A 21,600-nucleotide genomic window follows, 5' to 3' on the forward strand; every position below is an offset into this window, starting at 1 on the left:
ATTTAAAATGTAAAATTTATATATGTGAATTTTATTGCTTACTGAATTGTAGAATTAAATTCATAAAAAATATTATTTATGAATTTTCATATTTGCTTATTTTAACTTGCAAATTCATCTTTAAAAATTGCCATTAGTATTTCATCGTGATATTTTCCATTTCTATATACCTCTTTCTTTAGTATGCCTTCCTCTTTAAATCCAACCTTCTTATAACATGCTATTGCTCTGGTATTAAAGGAAAAAACTTTAAGCTTTATCTTATTCATATTTACTTCTTCAAATATAAATTTTGTTAATACTTTTAACGAATCACTGCCATATCCTTTGCTCCAATATTCCTTGTCCCCAATCATTATACCTATTACACAAGTTCTATTTTTTACATCACATTCATTAATGCTACATCCACCTATATATTTTCCTGTCTCTAAATCTTCAATTGCAAAATCATAAGTAAAATCAACATTTGCTTTTCTACTTCTTACCCATTCCTCTTCTTGCCATTTAGTCATTGGAAATGGAATGTTAGAGTCTAAAAACTTTTTTACTTCTTCATCATTTATAAACTCTACTGCTCTTTCTATATCCTCTTCCTTATACGCTCTTAACCTTACTAATTTACCAGTGTACATGATAAAACCCCCTTTTTTAATGGATAATTGATAATTGATAGTTTACAATAGACGATTGCAATGGAGAATGGGCAGTTATAATTGATATTTGATAGTGAGCAATAGATAATAGATAATTTATATTTGATAATTGATTATGAATGATTAATGAATTATGTAATAGCTTGAGTATGCCTATTGATTAAATTAAATTAAATTATATTATAATTTATAGTTTCTGAATTTTCAAACTTTTATTTTGTTTAAGCCTATATTTTAATTAAGTGTTTATTATTAATTAAAATTTTTTAATCAACGTATAATATTAATATAATAGGAAAACAAGTTAAGAAAAGAAGGCTCTTAAAAGAAGAAATATGTGTAGCAACTGCTCTTAATAGACAAGGAAATTTAAAAATATCTTTAAACATGTAAAGTTCTGATCACTTATTATTTGTTCCGTATCCATTTGGAGTTGACTATTCTTAATACCCTTTAAGAAAACTGTTGATATTCCATCATTGTTTTTTATATAATATGATTCAAATCGTGAATCCCCTGATTCAATACTTCTACTATTTACATTTTAATTCCATACTCTTATTTCATCAATCATATCGTCATAAACATAAAGAGTTATAATTAAATTATTATCATAAGATTTAATCGTTTTTAAAATGGACATTTTTTTATTATCTATATCTAATAAAAACTTATTAATTAATTTACTTTCCTTTTCTAAGGTATTTGAAACATTTACAATATTATTATTTTCTGCTTCTAAAATCGTATAAGAACTTGGTAGTTCATAAATATCTTCTAACTCTTTATCTATAGATTTAAGCTTATACCCATTACTATTAAAATATAAAGATAGTGCTATAGAACAGCCAATAATTATTATTACTACTATTAAAGAATAAAAATATTTTTTATTAATAATCATTTATACTTATACTCTTAATAAACTTGTTGTAAGTAATGGGAGTTAGAGTATATAGAACTAACTGTTGTATAGTAGGTATATTGGTAAGTATTATATTGATATACATCTACTTTATGTCTTTCAAATTTCATCCTTCTATTAAGTTTTACAATATAATAGTTATTACCAGCTGGGAAATTTACCGTTGAACCTGATGTATATGCATTTGTACTCATTTGTCCTGTACTTACACTAAAACTAAATGGCTCCCATCCAAGACCAACACTAATACTTTGGCTACCACCTGAATCATAATTCAAGAAAAGAGAACCACCACTTTTGAAATTATTCCCTCCAGCAGGTTGTCCACTCGGTGTCAAAGTAACAGTTTGATATTCAGTAGATACAACAGTAATCTTTTCATTTTCTCCATACTTAGGTTGTATTTCTGATTGTTTTTTAGCAAATTCTTCAGAGACTATTTTTTCATTAGGAATAGTAGTTGCTGCAAAAGTGTTTTTTACTGGTGCTGAAACTAAAGTAAGTGTTAATACTGAACAAGTTAAAATCGAAATTAATTTTTTTGTAACATAATATCATCTCCTTTTGTTTATATTATATACTCTTTTATGCATTTACAATTATTGGAATTAATTTTTGTAAATTATTCATTTTATGTAAATTAAAAAACCAACTTCCGTTTTTTTACTTAAACAGAAGTTAGTTTTGCAAAGTCTTTGATATAATTAATTTGATATTTGTCCTGAGCATATTAGAATGTGAGAAGTGAAGCTTCCTTGAGAAAGAAACTTCACTTCTTATTTTTTCCATATATAATTAAGTTTAATCACTGGCTCAAGCCGTCGCTTTTAGCGATTCAGTTCTGTTAAACTATTACAAACTAAAGTCCAGTAACTTCAAATCACTGGACTTTTAAATTAATTGTATTACATACTTATAATATATTATCAACATTATTTAAAAACTACTCTCAGTAGTTTTCGCCTTAATTTTACATTCTAAATTTTAAATTTTTAATTATGCGACAGAACCTTATCTTAATTATATACTATCAGCTCTTAATTAAAAGTAAAATTATCGAGATTATACTAAAAGCTAAACTAACCATATTTATGTATGTTACAACTTGCTTTGGAGTAAACCCCTTAGCTTCTAGTCTATAATGTATTTGGCTTCTATCTGCTTGATATACTGGTTTTCCATCCATAAATCTTTTTATTATAACAAAAAGATTATCAAATATAGGAATTGCTAAAGCCAATATTGGAATAAATAAACTCATTAAAGTTGCTTGTTTAAAAGCACCATCTAAGGCTATTATACTTAATATAAATCCTAAAAAATTTGCTCCAGAATCCCCCATAAAAATCTTTGCAGGATATCTATTATACATTAAAAAACCTAAAGTAACTCCTGATACTATTAATGACATACTTATAGATTCATTTTGTCCTAGAATAATTGCCGCTGCTGCAAATGTTATTGATGAAATTAATGATAATCCACCAGCAAGTCCATCCATACCATCCGACCAATTTATAACTGTTGTTACTCCAAAGATCCATGTAATTGTAAGTAAGAATTGTATTATTCCTGATAACTGTATATAAACTCCTGTAAATGGATTTGTAAATCCCCTAAAAACTATCCCTGATTTAAATATAATAAATGCTGCCACTAATTGAACTATTAATCTTGGATATATAGGAAATTCCTTGCCTCTAGTTTTAAAACTATCATCTATTAATCCTATTAATAATATTAATCCAGAACCTAATAATATCCATGATTTTTCTTTAACTGATGTATAATTGTTAACTGTAAAATATACTATAAAAAATCCTATAAACATAGCTAATCCACCACAGAGTGGAGTTTCACCTTTATGTTTTTTTCTTTTTGTCGGTTTATCTGTAAAGCTATATTTAAAAGATAATTTAATCAAAATTGGCGTTATTAAATATACTATTAAAAATGCTAATATAAAAGATAATATATATCGCATAATTTCTCCTTAACCTCTTAACTGTTGATATTCTTTTTATTTATTATGTCGCTTAAAGTCATTACCTTATTATACTATTTATAAATATTATTATCAATGACAAAACAATGACGATTTTTATCTTATATTGCTAAAGTAGAAATATATAAAGTCCCTATTTGGTTTTATGTAACACAAAACCAAATAGGGACTTTTTTCTAATTTCTTGCTTGTATCATATCTTTAACTTTCATTAATCTAGTTAAAGCTCCTCTTTCATTTTCATCAAGCTTCATTCTTATATACTTAATGGTTTCTTGCAGAGAAGGAATTGTCATATATTCAAGAGCATTAACTCTTCTTCTAGTCTTTTCTATTTCATCTGCCATAAGTTGAGTTGACTTTTCAACTTCTGCAAGTTCTAATAGCTTAGGTAAAATTCCATAAAGCTTAGCAATTGAATCATCTAATTCAGATGATGTACTTGCAAAACCATAAGGGAATATGCTCCCTTCATCGCCTTCAAGCTGTCTATGGAAATTCATCTCTGGAACATTAACACTCATTATATTTTTAGTTCCTACTTCAACAGATATACTTTCTTTTGGATAAGCTACTGCTTCCTCTAGAAATTCTGAGCTCATAACAGCTCTAGCCATAACAAAGTCCTTAAGTGACCCTTGAAGCTCTGCTTCTACAGATTTTCTTAATTCATTGTTGTATTTGACAAGATTAACGAATTGTCTCATAAGCTCATCTTGCTTATCCTTTAAAAGTTTATGTCCTCTTGTAGCTGTAGCTAATCTCTTTTTTAGCTTAGACATCTCCATTCTAGTAGGATTGACATTTAATCTTGCCATGGCTATTCTTCATCTCCCTTTGGCATATACTTTTCAAGATACTCATCTCTTATTCTCTTAAGTTCTGTTCTTGGAAGTATCTTTAAAAGCTTCCATCCTAATTGTAAAGTTTCTTCAATACTTCTGTTTGCTGTAAAGCCTTGAGATACATATTGTTCTTCAAATGCTTCTGCAAACTTAGCATATTGCTTATCTGTATCTGATAAAGCTGATTCTCCTAAAATCGCTGATAATTCTTTTGCTTGCTTACCTTGTGCATAAGCTGAGAATAATTGATTCATTGTATCAGCATGATCTTCTCTAGTCTTATTTTTACCAATCCCCTTATCTTTAAGTCTTGAAAGTGATGGTAATACATCTATTGGAGGAATAATACCTTTCTTATATAACTCTCTTGAAAGGATTATTTGTCCTTCTGTTATATATCCAGTTAAGTCTGGAATTGGATGTGTCTTATCCTCTTCAGGCATTGTTAAAATAGGAATTTGAGTTATAGAACCTTCTCTTCCTCTAAGTCTACCTGCTCTTTCATATAAAGTTGAAAGGTCAGTATATAGATATCCTGGATATCCTCTTCTACCTGGAACTTCTTTTCTAGCAGCTGAAACTTCTCTTAGTGCTTCTGCATAGTTTGTTATATCAGTCATTATAACAAGTACATGCATTCCTTTTTCATAAGCTAAGAATTCTGCTGTAGTAAGAGCCATTCTTGGTGTTGCTATTCTTTCGATAGCTGGATCAGATGCAAGATTCATAAATAATACTGAATTATCTATAGCACCTGTTTTATTAAATTCATCAACGAAGAATTGTGATTCCTCGAATGTAATACCTATTGCAGCAAATACAACAGCAAAGTTAGCATCTGAGTTTAAAACTTTCGCTTGTCTTGCTATTTGTGCAGCTAATTGTGCATGAGGAAGTCCTGATGCTGAGAAAACAGGTAACTTTTGTCCTCTTACTAATGTATTAAGTCCATCAATAGCTGAAATACCAGTTTGAATAAATTCTGATGGATAATCTCTTGATACTGGATTAATAGCCTCACCATTTATATCTGATCTTTTTTCTGGAATTATATTAGGGCCATTATCAATTGGGTGTCCCATACCATCAAAAATTCTTCCTAGCATATCCTCAGAAACACCAAGTTCAAGTGGTCTTCCTAAGAATCTAGCTTTTGTTTCTTTTAAGTTTATTCCTGATGAACCTTCAAAAAGCTGAACCATTGCTCTTGTTCCATTTATCTCAAGAACTCTACCTCTTCTTTTTTCACCAGTTTGAAGTTCTACTTCAACTAATTCATCGTATTTAACGCCTTCAACGCCTTCAACTACCATCAAAGGTCCTACAACTTCTGTAACTGTTTTATATTCCTTAAGCATTTAGAACCCCTCCCTTTTCGTTGATTAATGCATCTATAGCAGATTTTAATTCTACTTCAATTTCATCTATCTTATTTATATTATCTTCATGAATATATTTACTTCTTGCAATTTTATCTCTTATTTCACTTAAGCCTAAAATTTCATTTAAGTAAATTCCTGCTTTTAATGCTCTTTCTGCTTCTTTTCTAAATAGAAGTATTAGCTTTAACATTTTATATTGCTTATCTAATGAAGCATATGTATCAACTTCATGGAATGCATTTTGTTGAAGGTAATCTTCTCTTATTGATTTTGAAACTTCAAGTTTTAATCTATCTATCTCTGATAAAGCATCTATACCAACAAGACTTACTATTTCTTGAAGTCCTGACTCTTCTTGAAGTAAAGTCATTGCTTCTTGTCTTAAGGTAGACCAATCTGATGCAACTTCATTATTCATCCACTCATCTATAGTATCTGCATATAATGAATATGAATTTAACCAGTTAATTGATGGGAAATGTCTCTTATATGCAAGCTGAGCATCTAATCCCCAGAAAACTTTAACTATTCTTAGAGTAGATTGTGTAACTGGCTCTGAAAGGTCTCCTCCTGGAGGTGAAACTGCTCCTATTGCTGTTACAGCTCCTTCTCTACCATCTTTACCTAAGCAAATAACCTTACCAGCTCTTTCATAGTAATCAGCAAGTCTTGATCCAAGGTATGCTGGATAACCTTCATCCCCTGGCATTTCTTCAAGTCTACCAGACATTTCTCTTAAAGCTTCCGCCCATCTTGAAGTTGAATCTGCCATTATTGAAACAGAATATCCCATATCTCTGAAGTATTCTGCAATTGTTATTCCTGTATATATACAAGCTTCTCTAGCTGCAACTGGCATGTTAGATGTATTAGCAATAAGGACTGTTCTCTTCATTAAGCTTTCACCAGTCTTAGGATCTTTAAGTTCTGGGAATTCATTAAGAACGTCTGTCATTTCATTTCCACGTTCACCACAACCAACATATACAACTATTTCAGTATCTCCCCATTTAGCTACTTGGTGTTGTACAACTGTCTTACCAGCACCGAATGGACCTGGAACTGCTGCTGCTCCGCCCTTTGCAACTGGGAAAAATGTATCTATAACTCTTTGACCTGTAGTCATTGGTGCTTCTGGTTTTAACTTTCTTGCATATGGTCTACCTTTTCTTGCTGGCCATTTTTGCATTAATGTTAATTCCTTATCACCTTTTTCAGTTTCTACTATACAAACAGTATCAACTATTGTGAATTCTCCTGCCTTAATTTCTTTTATTGTACCCCTTACTCCATAAGGAACCATTATCTTATGTAGCACTACTGTAGTTTCTTGAACTGTTCCTATTATATCTCCAGCTTCAACTACATCTCCTACTTTAGCTGTAGGTTCAAACTTCCAAATTCTTTCTCTATTTAATGACTTAACTGCTACACCCTTTGTTAAAAACGGTGAATTTGCAGCTTTAGCAAATGCATCAAGTGGTCTTTGTATACCATCAAACATTGATTCTATTAGTCCTGGTCCTAATTCTATACTTAATGGTTCTCCTGTTGTAACAACTGGGTCCCCTGGTCCTATTCCTGTAGTTTCTTCGTAAACTTGGATAGATGCCCTATCGCTTCTCATTTCTATGATTTCTCCGATAAGACCTTTATCCCCAACCTTAACCATGTCGAATATATTTGCTTCTTCCATTCCTTCAGCAACAACTAAAGGACCTGCAACCTTAATTATCTTTCCGGTCTTCAAATCACTAACCTACCTTCCTATAAAATATTAACGCCAACAGCTTTTTCCACACTATCACTAATTCTCTTTAATCCAATATTTAATGAACCTTGATTACTTGGAATTAATATTACAGCTGGAAGTACTTGTTCATTGTAACGTGCTATTGTTTCTTCAATATGTTGTGCTATTTGCTCTGTTACAAAAATTACTGCGTAGTCATTTCTTGCACAGTTATCAACTGCTCTTCTTGCTTCATCAGCTTCAACTACTGGGAATACATCTATTCCTAAAGCTTTGAAGGCTAAAACCGAATCCTTATCGCCAACAACACCTATTTTCTTATGCATATATATCACGCAACCTTTCTCTTATTACTTCCTCAGCAATATTATTAAGCTTGCCAACCATTATAATCCTTATTACTTTTATTTCTGTTTCTTTTGCATAAATATAAGATAATATCTTTTCTGGTCCAAACGTAACTAACTTAGAATCTTTCATTAATTCCATGATATAATTATCACTTAACTTTTCTAAAAGACTTGCAGATTCTGTAGCTATATAACCTTCAAAGCCTTCTTTTATTAAATCTGAATAAATAGTGCTTTGTAATTTAGCCATTATATTCTCAGGTGATTCATTTAATAGAGCTATAAGCTTACTACTATCTATTGCTCCACCATCAACTATAACTTCCCCAGCAAAATCTCTTCCTTTATTTTGTTTCTTTATTCTAAGTAAAGTTCTTATGTTAGTAGAATCTATCATAGCTTTTACTAAATTATCTATAAACTTATAATTTAATGACTTATTTATATCTACTAACTCTTTATACATATATCTATCTATTATTATGTCTATCTTTTGAGGATCCTTAGTTTCTTCAAAAGATTTCATTGCTTCCTGAACTCCTTTTCCAAGGTTTCCATTTAAGCTTTTAAAATTATCTCCATCTATTTTACGTTTAATTTCTTGTAAATCTAGATTTCCTAGTTGTATAAGCATTGAAGATAAATCTTTGCCTAATACTTTTCCTTTTAGAAGTACCTTTATATTATGATAGTCATATTTTAAACTCATTAACTTCACAACATCTTTTATAGGACTTATTTCATATACTAGTTCATATACCCTTTTCAATTCTGCCGTTAATATTTCTTCATAATCCTCTGGTCTCTTTATATTTGCTGAAACATTTGAATACTCTGTTTCATTTAATATTCTTAGTACTTCATTTGCCGATGGAGCTTCTATCATTCTATCAATTTTAGGCTTATCAAGAAGTCTAGTTTCTAAAACCCATATTCTTGATACAGCTTGGGTAAATTTCATTACATCCATCTCTTACCCTCCTTAATTAAACAACACTCTTGCTACTTCAAACTCCAATTCATCTTTTAATGAACTTACTAAAGCTTCATATGTGTTATTGATTTCTATACCATTACTTTCAAGAATAAATCCACCTTTAAAGTTTCCAGTATTAGGACTTAGTTTAATATTTCCTTTATCTCCTAATGATTGATTTAAATCATAAATAAAAGTAAGATCTACTACTTCCATTCCTTCTTTATTTAAAATTAATGTTTGCTCTCCTATTTCACCTAGAGAAAGTATTGAATTTTTTATAAATCTTAAAAAATCATCTCCAGATATAGTTGCTAACATATCTATACTATTTTCAAATACTTCTTTTATAACTTCTTGCTTTGCAGATAACTTATTGTTTCTAACCTTAAGAGAAGCAGAAGATAGAATTCTTTCTTTCTTAGTTTTAGCTTCAAGCTCAGCCTTTTGTATAATTTCTTTTTCAAGTTCTTTGGCTTTAGCTATTTTCTTCGAAAGAATCTTATTTTTCTCTTCTTCAGCAGAAGCTAAAATACTTTCCTTTCTCTCTTCAGCATCCCTAAGGATTTTAGAAGTTAGATTATTTACACTTGCCATAGCCTTTTCTCTCCAATCCTAGAATCCTTTATTTACTAACATGAATGAAATAACGAATCCTAATAATGCGTATGTTTCAACCATTGCTGCTAATATTATACCTTTTGTATTATGTTCTGGGTTTTTAGCTAATATTTGAATACCAGCTGCTGCAACTTTACCTTGAGCTATTCCAGACCAAAGACCTGCAAATGCTATTGGTAAGCAAGCACCTAATAGATATAAACCTTGATCTAATGGCATTCCTGAAGCCATTTTAGTAAATACTAAGAATCCTATAACGAAACCATATAAACCTTGTGTACCTGGTAATAATTGAAGAACTAATGCTTTACCAAACTTTTCTGGTTCTTCTGTAACTAATCCTGTTGCTGCTTCACCAACTATACCAACCCCTTTAGCTGATCCTATACCTGATAAACCAACTGCTAAAGCTACTCCCATAGCTGCAAATATTAATCCACCGTTATTTTCCATAAAAAATTGAATCCATGACATTTCCATTTTATAATTCCTCCTAATTTCTTTTGATCTTTATATACTTTTCTGAAAGCTTAAATGCTTTAAAAGGTCTTCCGCCACCTTCATAGAATTTTCCAAAATATTCAACATATTGAAGTCTTGCTGTGTGAACATAAGCTCCAAGTAATGATAATCCTAAATTGAATATATGGAATAAAACAAATAATATAGGTCCTATTACTATTGCTGCTACACCTGGTAAAGTATGAATTAATAGGTTTAAAGCACCTGCAATTGAACCACCAGCTAATCCTAAAGCCATAAGTCTTGTATAGGATACTAAATCTCCTACATATCCGGTTATACCATATAAAGAATATAAACCTTGACCTATCTTAGCTCCTGCAGATTTTTCTTCTCTTCCTCCACCTATAACTATTAGTATAGCTCCAATAATAGCTGTACCAATAAATATATTTCCTAATATATTTGGTAATCCTAAAAACTTAACTGCTGCAATTCCTCCTATAGATAATAATGTTATTATCCATGAACCTGCATCTAATAGTGCATCTTTGGCTTTTCCAATCCTAACTAAACTATAAACTTTTATAAATAGTCCAAAGAATATTTGAATAACTCCTAATGCTAAAGATAAAATTACTATAGTCATAACATCTTTATTAGTATCTATTATTTGAGTTGGTAATGTTATAATATCTCCAAAGAATGACCCATAAATTGCTCCGAAGAATATTGTTGGAAAACTTAAGTAAAAGAAGAATTTTGCAAAATCCTTTTTACCCTCATCTAGTTTTAAAAATTTAAGAGCTAATGCTGCTCCTATTAAAACTAATAGTCCATAACCTACATCTGCTACCATCATTCCAAAGAATATTAAGTAGAACGGTGCAAGTAAAGGCGTTGGATCTATTTGATTATATTTAGGATAACTATACATTCCAGTTACACTTTCAAAAGCAGAAATAAGTTCACCATTTTTAAGTTTAATTGGAACATCATCTATCTCATCTTCTTTGACGTCTTCAAATTCTATATAGTAATCGTCTTTAAGAATTCTACTACATATTGATTTTAATGCTTCACTATCTTCTTGTGCTATCCATCCTTGAATTGCACATACATTTTTAGTTTTTAAGAAATTTGTTGAAACTTTAACACGTTCAACCTTACTTACAAAATAATCATAAGCTATTTCTAACTTCTTTAAATCTTCTTCAAAGCTTGCAATTTCTTCTTGAATGAAGAATTTCTTTGATTGAAGTTCCTCTATTTGATGCTTAAATTCTAAAATAAGCTTCATTGGAACATCCTCGTGTTCAGCTTTAAAGGCGCTAAATCCAACTCCCCTTAGAACTTCTGATATATTTTCACTATCTTCTTTGTTAGATAAAATTAAAAGATTAATATCATTGCTGTTTCTTGATATTATTTCAACATATGCATTTGATAACTCTTCTAATAAAGTATCTTCATAAGATTTTGTTATGGTCCCTAAGAAATATGATGTATTTTTTAGATCTTTTATTTCACTAAAAGCTACATCTAAATCCTGCCAAGGAATTAGAATGTCTATTTCAGCCTGTAACTTTGTTATATTTGAATCTAAACTAGCCAGCTCTGCTTCTTTTTCTTTTGCTTTATTATAGCTTGCTTCCCAATTAGAGGCTTTAATTTTTTCATCTAATTCATCTAATGTTAATGTTAGCTTTTCTTCTTGTAATGCTTTTAGTCCTGATTTTTTAGGGACATATTTTTTAAGAAATTCTAGGGCAAATTTAGCTTTTGATAAATTTTCTTCATACTTTGAATACTCTAAATCTATATCATCTTTAGTTAAGCTTTTTAACTCTTCATATTTATCAAGGAATTCCTCATCTTGTAAATTAATAAATTCTACATTAGATAATCCTTGTATTTCTCTTAAAAGCTTTTGCTTTTTAGATTCAAAGGTAAGCAAAGTGAATTTGTTCATCTTAACTATTGCCATGAATCTTCACTATCCTCTCAACGATTAAATTAATAGCATTATTCTTTTTCTCTCCAGAAATATTTTTAATGCTTGCTACTTCATTTTCACCTTTTTCTAATATAGGTGTTGCTTCTGAATTTCCTTCTTCTTCCGCCTTAGATATAATTTGCACTTTTTTTGAATTTGCTTCATTTAGAATTTTGCTATACTCTTCTTCTGCTTGAATGCTTGCATTTTTTACTATTTCCTTTGAAGTTATTATAGCTTCTTGAATAAGCTTTTCAGCTTTTTCCTCCGCCTTCTTAATTTCATTTATTGCTTCTAATGCCAAAATCTCACCACCTTTATCGTTTTAAATAATAATATAGAAATTAATACTTTATATAGTATTAATTACTCTTTTCTATTTTCCATTATACACTATTTGACGTTTTTTTCAACATCTTTATTCTTCGTCTGGACAAACAAACGTAATCTTTCAATTATTGTAAATGTTTTCCTTGTTTGTTTATTATAGATTTTATATTTTCTTAAATTTCTGTTATTTTATCTGTTATATGTACTATATCACCTCCATGACCAAATAAATAATAATCCTTTTCTTTAACTACAGTAGAATCCTTTATAAACTTACTAATGTTTATATCAAAAACTTCTAGATGATAATCTTTAAAGGAATATATACCCTTAAATTGGTCTTTTATTTTTATCTCTTCTTCTTTATCAAGGTTTCTTTGTATAAATTCCGGAATACCTCTTTTTTTATTAAATCTAAGATAATCAAACTTTAATATTTCTTTTAATATAAAATTATCTTCTTTTAATATTTCCATATTAAAATCTAAAAATACTTTATAATACTCACTATTTCCTATGTTTCTATCAAAATAGCCTTTAGAGTCAAAATAATTACCTAAAGTATAGTAAAAATCAAACGGTGTATCAAATCTCTTTACCAAGTATTTTATTATGTTATTAAATTTTTGAGAGTTATAATATTTATCGACCATTTCCTCTACTTTCTTAAGCTTTATTAATTCATCATAGCTTATATCTTTAGTTTTCAGAATTTCATATGGTGGATATGGAGAGTATTTCATTCCATACTCTTCTGCTTCTTCTCGCATTGATGACCCTCTTAAAAGCTTTAAAAATCCTAATTGAATTTCTTCTGGCTTTATACTATAAACATCGTTAAATGATTTTTTGAATGAATTATAATCTTCTCCTGGAAGTCCTGCTATTAAATCAAGATGTTGTTTTATGTTTCTGATTTGCAGAAGTTCTTCTACTTTTTCTTTTATGTCACTAAAATTTACAAATCTATTTATTCTATTTAATACATCATCATTTGTTGTTTGTACTCCAACTTCAAATTGGAATCTATCCTTTGGTGCTTTTCTTAATAATTCAAGTTCAGATTGTTTTAATATATCTGCTGATATTTCAAAATGGAATTGTGTTTTAGTATCTTGATTAATAAGAAACTCCCAAATTGCCATAGTAAATTTATGATTACAGTTAAAAGTTCTGTCTACAAACTTTACAAGCCTAACTTCCTTATCTATAAAATATTTCAATTCTTGTTTTACTCTGTCTATATCTAAGAATCTAACCCCGTGAGTAGTTGATGATAAACAATATTTGCAATTAAATGGACATCCCCTAGAAGCTTCGTAATATACTATTTTATTATCTAAATTTTCATCTTCTTCATATGGGAATATTAATTCATTCATATTCATAAGAGGTCTTTTACCATTTGATATTACTTCTCCATCAATTTTGTAATATAAACTTCTTACTGAATTTATTTCTCTTATTCCTAATTTATACTCTACAAATTCTCTATATGTTTTTTCGCCTTCTCCTTCAATGATATATTCCCCATTTAATTCTTTTAATATGTTTTGACTATCGTAAGATACTTCTGGACCTCCATACAATATCTCTATATCTTCATCTACTAATTTTATAAGATTAGAAAGTCTTTTTATCATTTCTATATTCCAGATATAAGTCGAAAAGGCCACTACATTCGGCCTTTCCTTTATTATTTCTTCTAATATCTTTTCATCCCTATCATTAATAGAAAACTCTCTAATCTTACAATCATAATCCATATCTTTAGTAAAGGCTCTTAGGTATCTAACTGCTAAATTACTGTGTACAAATTTAGAATTTATAGCTGTAAGTAAAATTTTCATACGTATCTTCTTCCTTTCAAATTAAAGTTTTATCCCCTTTATAAAATGTATATCCTCCCATAATTTAGTTTCTTCTATTTTATAGTATTTTTCAAGTAATTTTTTATTATCCTCTATATTTGACTTTATTATTGGATTTAAATTTTTGAATTCAAATTCTCTTACTTTACCAGAAGGTAGTACAGCCATTATTTTATTATTAATCATCTCTTTCACTTCTTTATTTATATCCCATATAAATATTTCTCCACCAACTTTAATGTACTTTGTTATTTCTTCAATCAGCTTTAATCTACTAGAATTGTTCCATAGCTTGCTTAAATGAAAAAACATTGTGCAAGTGTCATATTCTTCTTCATTAAGAACTATACTTGAATTATCTCCACCAACATAATCCACTGAAATTTCATCCATTACATCTTTTGATATATTGTAAATAACCCCGAAACTCTCCCCAACATCTAGTATATCTCCATTTAGCTTTACATCAGATAAATTAAGTACTATAGTTTTTCCCATCTCACCTTACCTCCTAATTACATAAGTTATATTATATTTATATTTATTACTTCTGTAATTTATTAATAATTTTTATAAAAAAGAAGAGGTTTCTTTAAAATACACAAATAGATTATACTTATATATTTCCAAAGAATTTCTCTTCCTTTTATCACTTAATATTATCTTTTACATTTTTATTTTTTATTAGTATACATGTAATTATCACTATAATAAATACTATAGAAAAAATCCAAAATACCTTTGGCAGCCTAAATAATTTACCAGATTTGTTGTATTCAAGATTATATAAACATCCAAGTTTACTATCTAAAATATAAAAACTATCTTTATAAAATAATATTTTCTCTATCTTACTTTTATCTCCTAAGTCTACTAAATCTCTTGCTACTCCCTCTTTGCTTAGCGCATAAATAAATCCTTTTTTATTATTTCCAAAGATAATAGTGTTCTTTTCAAAGCATATTCCTTCTTTATCTATTGCTAGTCCTTGTAATGATGAAACATCGTTATCTTGATACATAGGAGCACTTGGATTTTTATCTGGATGATTCTTTATTAAAAATTCTTGTCTTACTGACTCTGTAAATCTTGGTGATGTTATAGGGTCTCCGCCACTATAATCTGGCCATCCATACCAATTTTCCTCTTCAAGATTATAAATATAATCCTTATCATCTTTTATATTTCTAGGAGGTAAATCTTCCATGCCTCCAACTATTGCTTTAATTTTTCCCTCACTATCTATATCCCATCCATTTATATTTCGTATTCCATGAGCATATAATTTTACTTCCTCAGTATTAATATCATAAGATAATATAGCAGCATTACCTATTTTTTTAGATTCTACCTTTTCTCCTACCTCGTTACTTACTGAATAAGGAGAAAAAGCCCCAGTTTTTCCATCTCCATAATTGTTTCCTGTTAAAATCCATGGACTAGTTGCAATATCGAATGCTTCCCCTTTTGAATTAACAACTCCAGCATTAGTATTACTTCCAACAGAAAAATAAAGTTTATCATTATTTAAAAGCAAATTTACCTTCTTATTTATGCCATCATTAGGTATTTCAGTTATAAGTTCCTTATAGGATTTTGTGTCTAAGTTATATTCTAATACCCTATTGTCTGTAGCTATGTATAACTTTTTATTATAATATAGGATATCTAAAATATTAAATTTACTTTCTCTTATTATTAGTTCATCATTTCCATCTTTATTAAGTACTCTGATTGTATCTTCAAATGCTAGATATAAATTACCTTCCTCATCAAAGGCAAAACTTTTAGCTCCTTCACACCCTTTAAGGCTTATTGACCAATCTATATTTTTATTTAAAATATCTAAATCATATTTATTTGTAACCTTAAAAATTCCAAAGGCGATAGTCACTACTATAATTGAAACAAGCAAAAATTTAATAAACCTCTTCATGTCCTCCCCCTTATTTTCTATTTATGTTTAATTTATATTTTGAAATACATAAATTATTACCTTTATGATAATTTAATTTTCCCTTTATTTATTTATTTTCTTAATATTTAGTAAAGGCATATTTTCTTTTATTTAGGAATAGATATAAGTGTACTAATTGGGGGTGATAAACTTTGGGAAAAGATAGTTTTGTAAGAAATTCTTTTCTTCTTACAGCATCTAATATAACCACAGGAATTTTAGGATTTATTTTTTCAATTTACTTATCAAAACTTATAGGCCCTGTTGGGATAGGATTATATGGCTTAGTAATGCCTATATATAACCTTTTTATCTGTTTAATGACCGCTGGAATTATAGCAGCTATATCCCAAGTATCTGCAATATATAAATCTAAAGGCCAATATAATAACATAAGTAAGACTATAAGAACAGTTGCAAGCTTTAATGTAATATGGGCAATTGCCATAGGAATTATGGTATTCTTTTTAGCTCCCTACATAAGTAAATACGGTATACATGATTTGAGAACTGTTAATGCTATCAGAGTAACTTGTCCAGCAATGGTATTTATAGCTTTATCTAATATATTAAAAGGTTATTTTTATGGAGTCTCTAAGATAGTAGTTCCTTCTTTTATTGATATTCTAGAAAAAGCTATGCGTATTATCACTATTGCTTTATTAATTTATATGTTTAAAGCTACAACAATTACATCTATGGTAACTTTAGCTTATGTTTCCTTAGCAATTGGAGAACTTCAAAGTTTACTTTTATTATTTGTATATTATAAAAACCTTGCAAAGAAAGTTCCTCCATCTGTTGATAAACCTGAAAGAGCTTCACAATTGTTATTTAATGTTTTTATAATTGCATTCCCATTATGCCTTAATGGATTTCTTGGAAATTTATTTGGTACAGCATCTACCTTACTAGTTCCTAGAAGATTAGCAGCTGCTGGCTTTGATACTACCGTGGCATTAGGAATGATAGGAAAATTTACTGGAATGGCATTAACAATAGTTACTTTTCCAATGATAGTTATTTCTTCTATTAACTCTCTTATAGTTCCTGATCTATCAGAAACCTTAAGTAGGGGTGACTATTACAATGCTACTGTAAGAATAAAAAAAGTTATGAAGATAGCATTTTTACTTGGACTAGCTACAGCCATAATTTGTAATATAATTCCTGATTCACTCGGCCAAATGTTTTACAGTAGAGATGACTTAGGTCAGTATATAAAGATTGCATCATTAAGTGCGCCAATTTTCTTTACTGCAAATACTATGTTTGGAATACTAAATGGATTAAATAAACAAGGAGTAATACTTAGAAATTCGTTAATAGTATCAGTACTAGAACTTGTTTGCTTATTTATATTTATTGGACTTCCTGGTGTTAATATAATGGGTTATGGTATAACCATATTTATAACATCTAGTGTAAGTTTATTTATAAACCTTAGAGAAGTTCAAAAGCATATATATTTAGACTTATCAACAAGTAATATAAGCATATTTCTACTGTTGTCAGTACTAATATTTATGATACTTAGATTATTTACAACTAACTTCTTAAATGATTTATTTATAACTAAAAACTTAATAGTAATTTCACTAACATTTCTTATATTTACTGTACTTAGCTTCTTTGGCATTGAAGAAGAATAATTATAAGAAGAAGAATTATAAATTGTAGATATATAGGCTACGCTAATTTATAATAGCAGTGTAAAGTGAAAGAGTTATTGAATAAAAAAACAAGGGATGTCGCGAAACGCGACTCCCCTTGTTTTTTTATTGTTAATTAATTTGAATTGAAAATTCTTCACCTATTTGTATCAAATCATTATCATTTATTTTTTCTATATTATTATTTTTATTAATTTCTATAGGAAATTGCATTGCATAAGGTGTGAGAGTAATAAATTTAGCTGTTTCACTAAATTTAGATTCTTTACTATCTAATTTTAATACTCCTCCATTGCTAGTTCCTTTACTAAGTATAAAGGCTATTTTGTTCCCTTCATTATCTAGGCCCTTTAATTTTAAATAATAAGGTATTACATCTTTCCCCTTACGATCTATAGAATAATAAATCTTCTCGCTAATTGCATTTGAAGTATATTTATTTAACTTTATCTCCTCACCACTTGCTAATGTGAAGGTGTTATTTAATTCTATTTTCCTAGTATTATTTGCAAGTTCTTCGCTACTTGTTGTAAACTCAAAAGTAATAGGCTCAGTACGTTTAAATTCTTGATTTATAAACATATCTCTATAAGTAATTTTTATATCTAAGTCCCCATTATATTCCTCTTCCTTAAAAGAACATTCCATTGCTGTGGAATAGCCAGAATCATCTATTATTATTCCTCCTAGTCCACCTACCTCAGCTACTCCCAAAGAATTCCCATTTACAGATACCTCTGGTATAAGAAAAATTGATTTTCCCTCTAATTTTTCATCTTTAGGCTTAAATGTTGAAGATATTATTAACTCATCATTATCTAAAATAATCTCATTTAATTTAATTTCCAATTCATAATTACTTAAAGTTTTATTTACAACTGTTTTGTAAGACGATAGATCTTTTTTTATTCCTAAAAATGTTGCTATTTCATAACTTGCCACCTTTATACTATCAACTACTGTAGCTCCAACATCAGTTCCTATCAATCCAATAAAAAGTACTCCTGTCAATGTTGCTGCTATTATAGTCTTTTTTCTCTTATTGCTTTTCTTATTTTCTTTATTAATGGATTTTTTTAAATTATATTTTATTTTCTTTTTCTCTATATCATTAAATCCTTCTTCTTTAAGCTCATCAAAATTAATATTATAATCGTTTAACATATCATAGATATTTTTATTCATAATTTACACCTACTTTCATTCAATCTAAATAAGCTTCTAATTTTATTCTTTCCTCTAGATATCCGATTATAAATTACTTCTCTTTTTAACCCCATCTCACTACTTATATCATCAATATTCTTTTCCTCAACATAAAGTTTCATAAATAAACTTTTGTCATCATCTTTAAGATTGTTTAGCAGATCTTCTACCTCATCATTTAACTCATTTTTCATTATCTCTTTATTAGCTGTATCTTCAACACTTATATTTAAATCATCAATATTCTCATATAACAATTCCTTCAAGTATTTTCTCTTATAATCTAGACATTTAAACTTCGTTATACCAGCAAGCCAATTTTTAAATTTACCTCTATCCTCATCAAAACTTTCAATGTTATACCAAACAGCTAATAATACATCATTTATACATTCATCCTGAAAGTTTTCTAAATTATATAAATGTTTCTTTACAATAGCCTTAATTATCCATCCATAGTTATCCAAAACGTAATCTATAGATTTTTCATTTCTCATTTTCATCTGAATAATGAAGTTCTCTTCTGTAATCCTCATTATTTACCCCTTCTTTCCATACAGGCCTGCCTTTTAAATTTCTCTTACACTTAATATTTCGTAAACAAAATATGTATATCTATCAACAAATAAACTTTTCTCAAACTTTTTAACAAATCTTTATTATAGAAACATTATTACTTAAAATAAATTTCTGAAGTTCATCCCTATCTAAATTTAAATCTAAATTATTCTTTATCGATTAATCTCAATCCACTCCAAAAAAGTCCTTCGTAGTTTCCATAACTACGAAGGACTTTTCTTTTATCTACAACTAAATATAAATTATATTCTAGCACTTTAATTCTTGATTTAACTCTTAAAATAATACTTTCAAAAACCCATTCTTTTATCTAGCCTAATCAATTCAAGAAATTCAGCACCATCTGAATTTAACCTCAATTATCCATTTTCAATTGTCCATTATCAATTCTTTATATAAGTTCTTTTCTAAGACTTCTAGGTAAGAATCTAAATACCCTTGGCGAAATTAAATCTAAATCCTTCTTTCTTATTCCTCCAAAGTAAACCATTGTATATAAATATACTATTCCACCTATACCTATTAAAACTAGTGTTGCTACAGCAATAATAACTCTTCCGCCTCCAAGCATATCTGCTACTTTAATAACCGGAAATTTTACTAGGAATATTACAATGGTCATCAATATAGAACATATTGTTGGTACTATTGCTTGCCTTATTATAGGTATTTTAACCTTAAAAAATCTTTCTATTTTTCTATGATTTATTACAGCTGGAATAATAAATGATACAAATGTTGCTACTACTGCTCCCATTATGTTTATGCTTGGGACTGGAATTAATATTAGATTTATAGCTATTTTTGCTATTAATCCTGCGCTTGCAGATACTATTATTAAGTATAATTTATTTATTCCTTGAAGAATAACATTTTGTATGGTTGTTATTGACATAAATATAAGTAAAGATGATCCATACATAAGCAATGTATATCCTGTAGATGTATTATTAAATAGGAATTTATATATTTCCTTACTTAATATAGCTAATCCAAATGTAGCTGGCATAATTATTATATATGTTATCCTAAATGCATAGCTTGTTTGTTGCTTTAAGTCTTTTTTATTCTTATGTACAAAAGCCTGTATTACCTTAGGAAATATTGAAGTTCCAAGTGCAGTTACTATAGCTAAAGGAACATACACAAGAGTTTTATAGTATGATAAAACTGCTCTTAAATCATTAATTTGTTCTTGATTAAATCCTGCCGAACTTAAGCCTCTTCCTAGAGTCATAGTATCTATAACACCTGCAAAATTTTGAACACCTGCAACTAATGTTATAGGAAGAGCATACATAAATAACTTTTTAACTATCCTTTTATCTGATACTCTTCTTCTACTTGAATCATGGTTTTTTTCAGCTTCTTCTTTATAATTTCTTTTTTCATATATATATATTATATATATTATTGCAATTATAGCACCTAAGGAAGTTCCAACAGTTCCCCCTGCGCTTCCCCATTCATTACTACTTGTTATAGCAATTAGCATACCTGCAAAAACTAAACTAAGTATAACATTTATTAACTGCTCTATAATTTGAGATATAGCTAGAGCCTCCATCTCTTCAACTGCTTGCATATATCCTCTATAAGCTGCTAAAATAGCAGCAAAAATTATTGCAGGTGCCAAAAATACAAAAGTTAAAGCTGACTGTTCTGCATGAATTATTTTTGAAAGAGGAAATGCTAAAGCCATAAAAATCCCAGCAATTGCTATACTTATAATAGCTAAATACTTTATAGATAGTTTCATAGCTCGTAGTGCATCTTTATGGTTTCCCATTGCTCTAAGCTCTGTAACAACCTTTGTAACTGCAGGTTGTGCACCTAAGCTAGTTACTGCAATTAAAAAAACGAATATATCATATCCAGCAGTATATATTCCGTAACCCGTTTCACCTAGAACAGCAGTTAATAAAGGAACATATATTGCTGATAATAATTTACCAGCAATACCTGCAATTGATAATATTAAAAAGCCACGTCCGGCTGATTTTTGTTCCATAC

At 28.9% G+C, this 21,600-nt stretch carries 20 protein-coding genes; 1 reads left to right on the forward strand and 19 read right to left on the reverse strand.

Annotated features, from left to right (window positions below; genetic code table 11):
- Positions 1-101 precede the first annotated feature (101 nt).
- The 16 genes from I2E83_RS04615 to I2E83_RS04690 all read right to left on the reverse strand — a co-directional run bounded on the left by I2E83_RS04615 (position 102) and on the right by I2E83_RS04690 (position 16,108).
- Entirely contained in the window at positions 102-635 is a 534-nt protein-coding gene (locus I2E83_RS04615; RefSeq protein ID WP_195428795.1) for a GNAT family protein, read from the reverse strand.
- Between the two features lie 565 nt (positions 636-1,200).
- A complete protein-coding gene (locus I2E83_RS04620; RefSeq protein WP_195428797.1) occupies positions 1,201-1,560 on the reverse strand; it encodes a hypothetical protein in 360 nt (119 codons plus the stop codon).
- Positions 1,561-1,574: 14 nt separating this feature from the next.
- Positions 1,575-1,859 (reverse strand): hypothetical protein, encoded by a 285-nt coding sequence (locus tag I2E83_RS04625; protein ID WP_195428800.1) that lies wholly within the window; start codon positions 1,857-1,859, stop codon positions 1,575-1,577.
- A gap of 752 nt (positions 1,860-2,611) precedes the next feature.
- Positions 2,612-3,565 carry an MraY family glycosyltransferase gene (locus I2E83_RS04630; RefSeq protein WP_195428801.1) on the reverse strand — a complete coding sequence of 318 codons (954 nt, stop codon included), beginning with the start codon at positions 3,563-3,565 and terminating at the stop codon, positions 2,612-2,614.
- A gap of 197 nt (positions 3,566-3,762) precedes the next feature.
- Positions 3,763-4,404 (reverse strand): V-type ATP synthase subunit D, encoded by a 642-nt coding sequence (locus tag I2E83_RS04635; RefSeq protein ID WP_008676926.1) that lies wholly within the window; start codon positions 4,402-4,404, stop codon positions 3,763-3,765.
- Between the two features lie 2 nt (positions 4,405-4,406).
- Entirely contained in the window at positions 4,407-5,789 is a 1,383-nt protein-coding gene (locus I2E83_RS04640) for a V-type ATP synthase subunit B (RefSeq protein WP_195262585.1), read from the reverse strand.
- A complete protein-coding gene (locus I2E83_RS04645) occupies positions 5,782-7,563 on the reverse strand; it encodes a V-type ATP synthase subunit A (protein ID WP_195262586.1) in 1,782 nt (593 codons plus the stop codon). The genes I2E83_RS04640 and I2E83_RS04645 overlap by 8 nt, the downstream gene beginning before the upstream one ends.
- Positions 7,564-7,580: 17 nt before the next feature.
- Positions 7,581-7,892 (reverse strand): V-type ATP synthase subunit F, encoded by a 312-nt coding sequence (locus I2E83_RS04650; RefSeq protein WP_195262587.1) that lies wholly within the window; start codon positions 7,890-7,892, stop codon positions 7,581-7,583.
- The gene (locus tag I2E83_RS04655) at positions 7,885-8,886 is read right to left on the reverse strand and encodes a V-type ATP synthase subunit C (RefSeq protein WP_195428803.1); all 1,002 of its coding nucleotides are present in this window, start codon (positions 8,884-8,886) and stop codon (positions 7,885-7,887) included. Before I2E83_RS04655 ends, I2E83_RS04650 begins: the two co-directional genes overlap by 8 nt.
- A gap of 12 nt (positions 8,887-8,898) precedes the next feature.
- Positions 8,899-9,489 (reverse strand): V-type ATP synthase subunit E family protein, encoded by a 591-nt coding sequence (locus I2E83_RS04660; protein WP_195262589.1) that lies wholly within the window; start codon positions 9,487-9,489, stop codon positions 8,899-8,901.
- Between the two features lie 18 nt (positions 9,490-9,507).
- Complete coding sequence (locus I2E83_RS04665; RefSeq protein ID WP_142691187.1) at positions 9,508-9,993, reverse strand: V-type ATP synthase subunit K; 486 nt, start codon at positions 9,991-9,993, stop codon at positions 9,508-9,510.
- Positions 9,994-10,006: 13 nt separating this feature from the next.
- Positions 10,007-11,962, reverse strand: a complete 1,956-nt coding sequence (locus I2E83_RS04670; protein WP_195262590.1) for a V-type ATP synthase subunit I — start codon at positions 11,960-11,962, stop codon at positions 10,007-10,009.
- A complete protein-coding gene (locus I2E83_RS04675) occupies positions 11,949-12,275 on the reverse strand; it encodes an ATPase (RefSeq protein WP_195262591.1) in 327 nt (108 codons plus the stop codon). Before I2E83_RS04675 ends, I2E83_RS04670 begins: the two co-directional genes overlap by 14 nt.
- A gap of 199 nt (positions 12,276-12,474) precedes the next feature.
- Positions 12,475-14,151 (reverse strand): B12-binding domain-containing radical SAM protein, encoded by a 1,677-nt coding sequence (locus I2E83_RS04680; protein WP_195428805.1) that lies wholly within the window; start codon positions 14,149-14,151, stop codon positions 12,475-12,477.
- Between the two features lie 21 nt (positions 14,152-14,172).
- Positions 14,173-14,670, reverse strand: a complete 498-nt coding sequence (locus tag I2E83_RS04685; RefSeq protein ID WP_195262593.1) for a hypothetical protein — start codon at positions 14,668-14,670, stop codon at positions 14,173-14,175.
- Positions 14,671-14,821: 151 nt separating this feature from the next.
- On the reverse strand, positions 14,822-16,108 hold the full coding sequence (locus tag I2E83_RS04690; protein WP_195428807.1) for a hypothetical protein: 1,287 nt from the start codon (positions 16,106-16,108) through the stop codon (positions 14,822-14,824).
- A gap of 173 nt (positions 16,109-16,281) precedes the next feature.
- Here I2E83_RS04690 and spoVB point away from each other — a divergent pair, with 173 nt between their 5' ends.
- Positions 16,282-17,781 (forward strand): stage V sporulation protein B, encoded by a 1,500-nt coding sequence (spoVB, locus tag I2E83_RS04695; protein ID WP_195428808.1) that lies wholly within the window; start codon positions 16,282-16,284, stop codon positions 17,779-17,781.
- A gap of 132 nt (positions 17,782-17,913) precedes the next feature.
- Here spoVB and I2E83_RS04700 read toward each other — a convergent pair whose 3' ends face one another.
- The 3 genes from I2E83_RS04700 to I2E83_RS04710 form a co-directional block, all read right to left on the reverse strand.
- Positions 17,914-18,987, reverse strand: coding sequence for a DUF4179 domain-containing protein (locus tag I2E83_RS04700; RefSeq protein ID WP_195428810.1), 1,074 nt, complete (start codon positions 18,985-18,987; stop codon positions 17,914-17,916).
- On the reverse strand, positions 18,984-19,544 hold the full coding sequence (locus I2E83_RS04705) for a sigma-70 family RNA polymerase sigma factor (protein WP_195428813.1): 561 nt from the start codon (positions 19,542-19,544) through the stop codon (positions 18,984-18,986). Before I2E83_RS04705 ends, I2E83_RS04700 begins: the two co-directional genes overlap by 4 nt.
- A 434-nt stretch (positions 19,545-19,978) precedes the next feature.
- Entirely contained in the window at positions 19,979-21,598 is a 1,620-nt protein-coding gene (locus I2E83_RS04710) for a polysaccharide biosynthesis protein (protein ID WP_195262596.1), read from the reverse strand.
- Positions 21,599-21,600: the final 2 nt, after the last annotated feature.

Source organism: Clostridium sp. D46t1_190503_E9, from assembly GCF_015555225.1.
Classification (GTDB): domain Bacteria; phylum Bacillota; class Clostridia; order Clostridiales; family Clostridiaceae; genus Clostridium.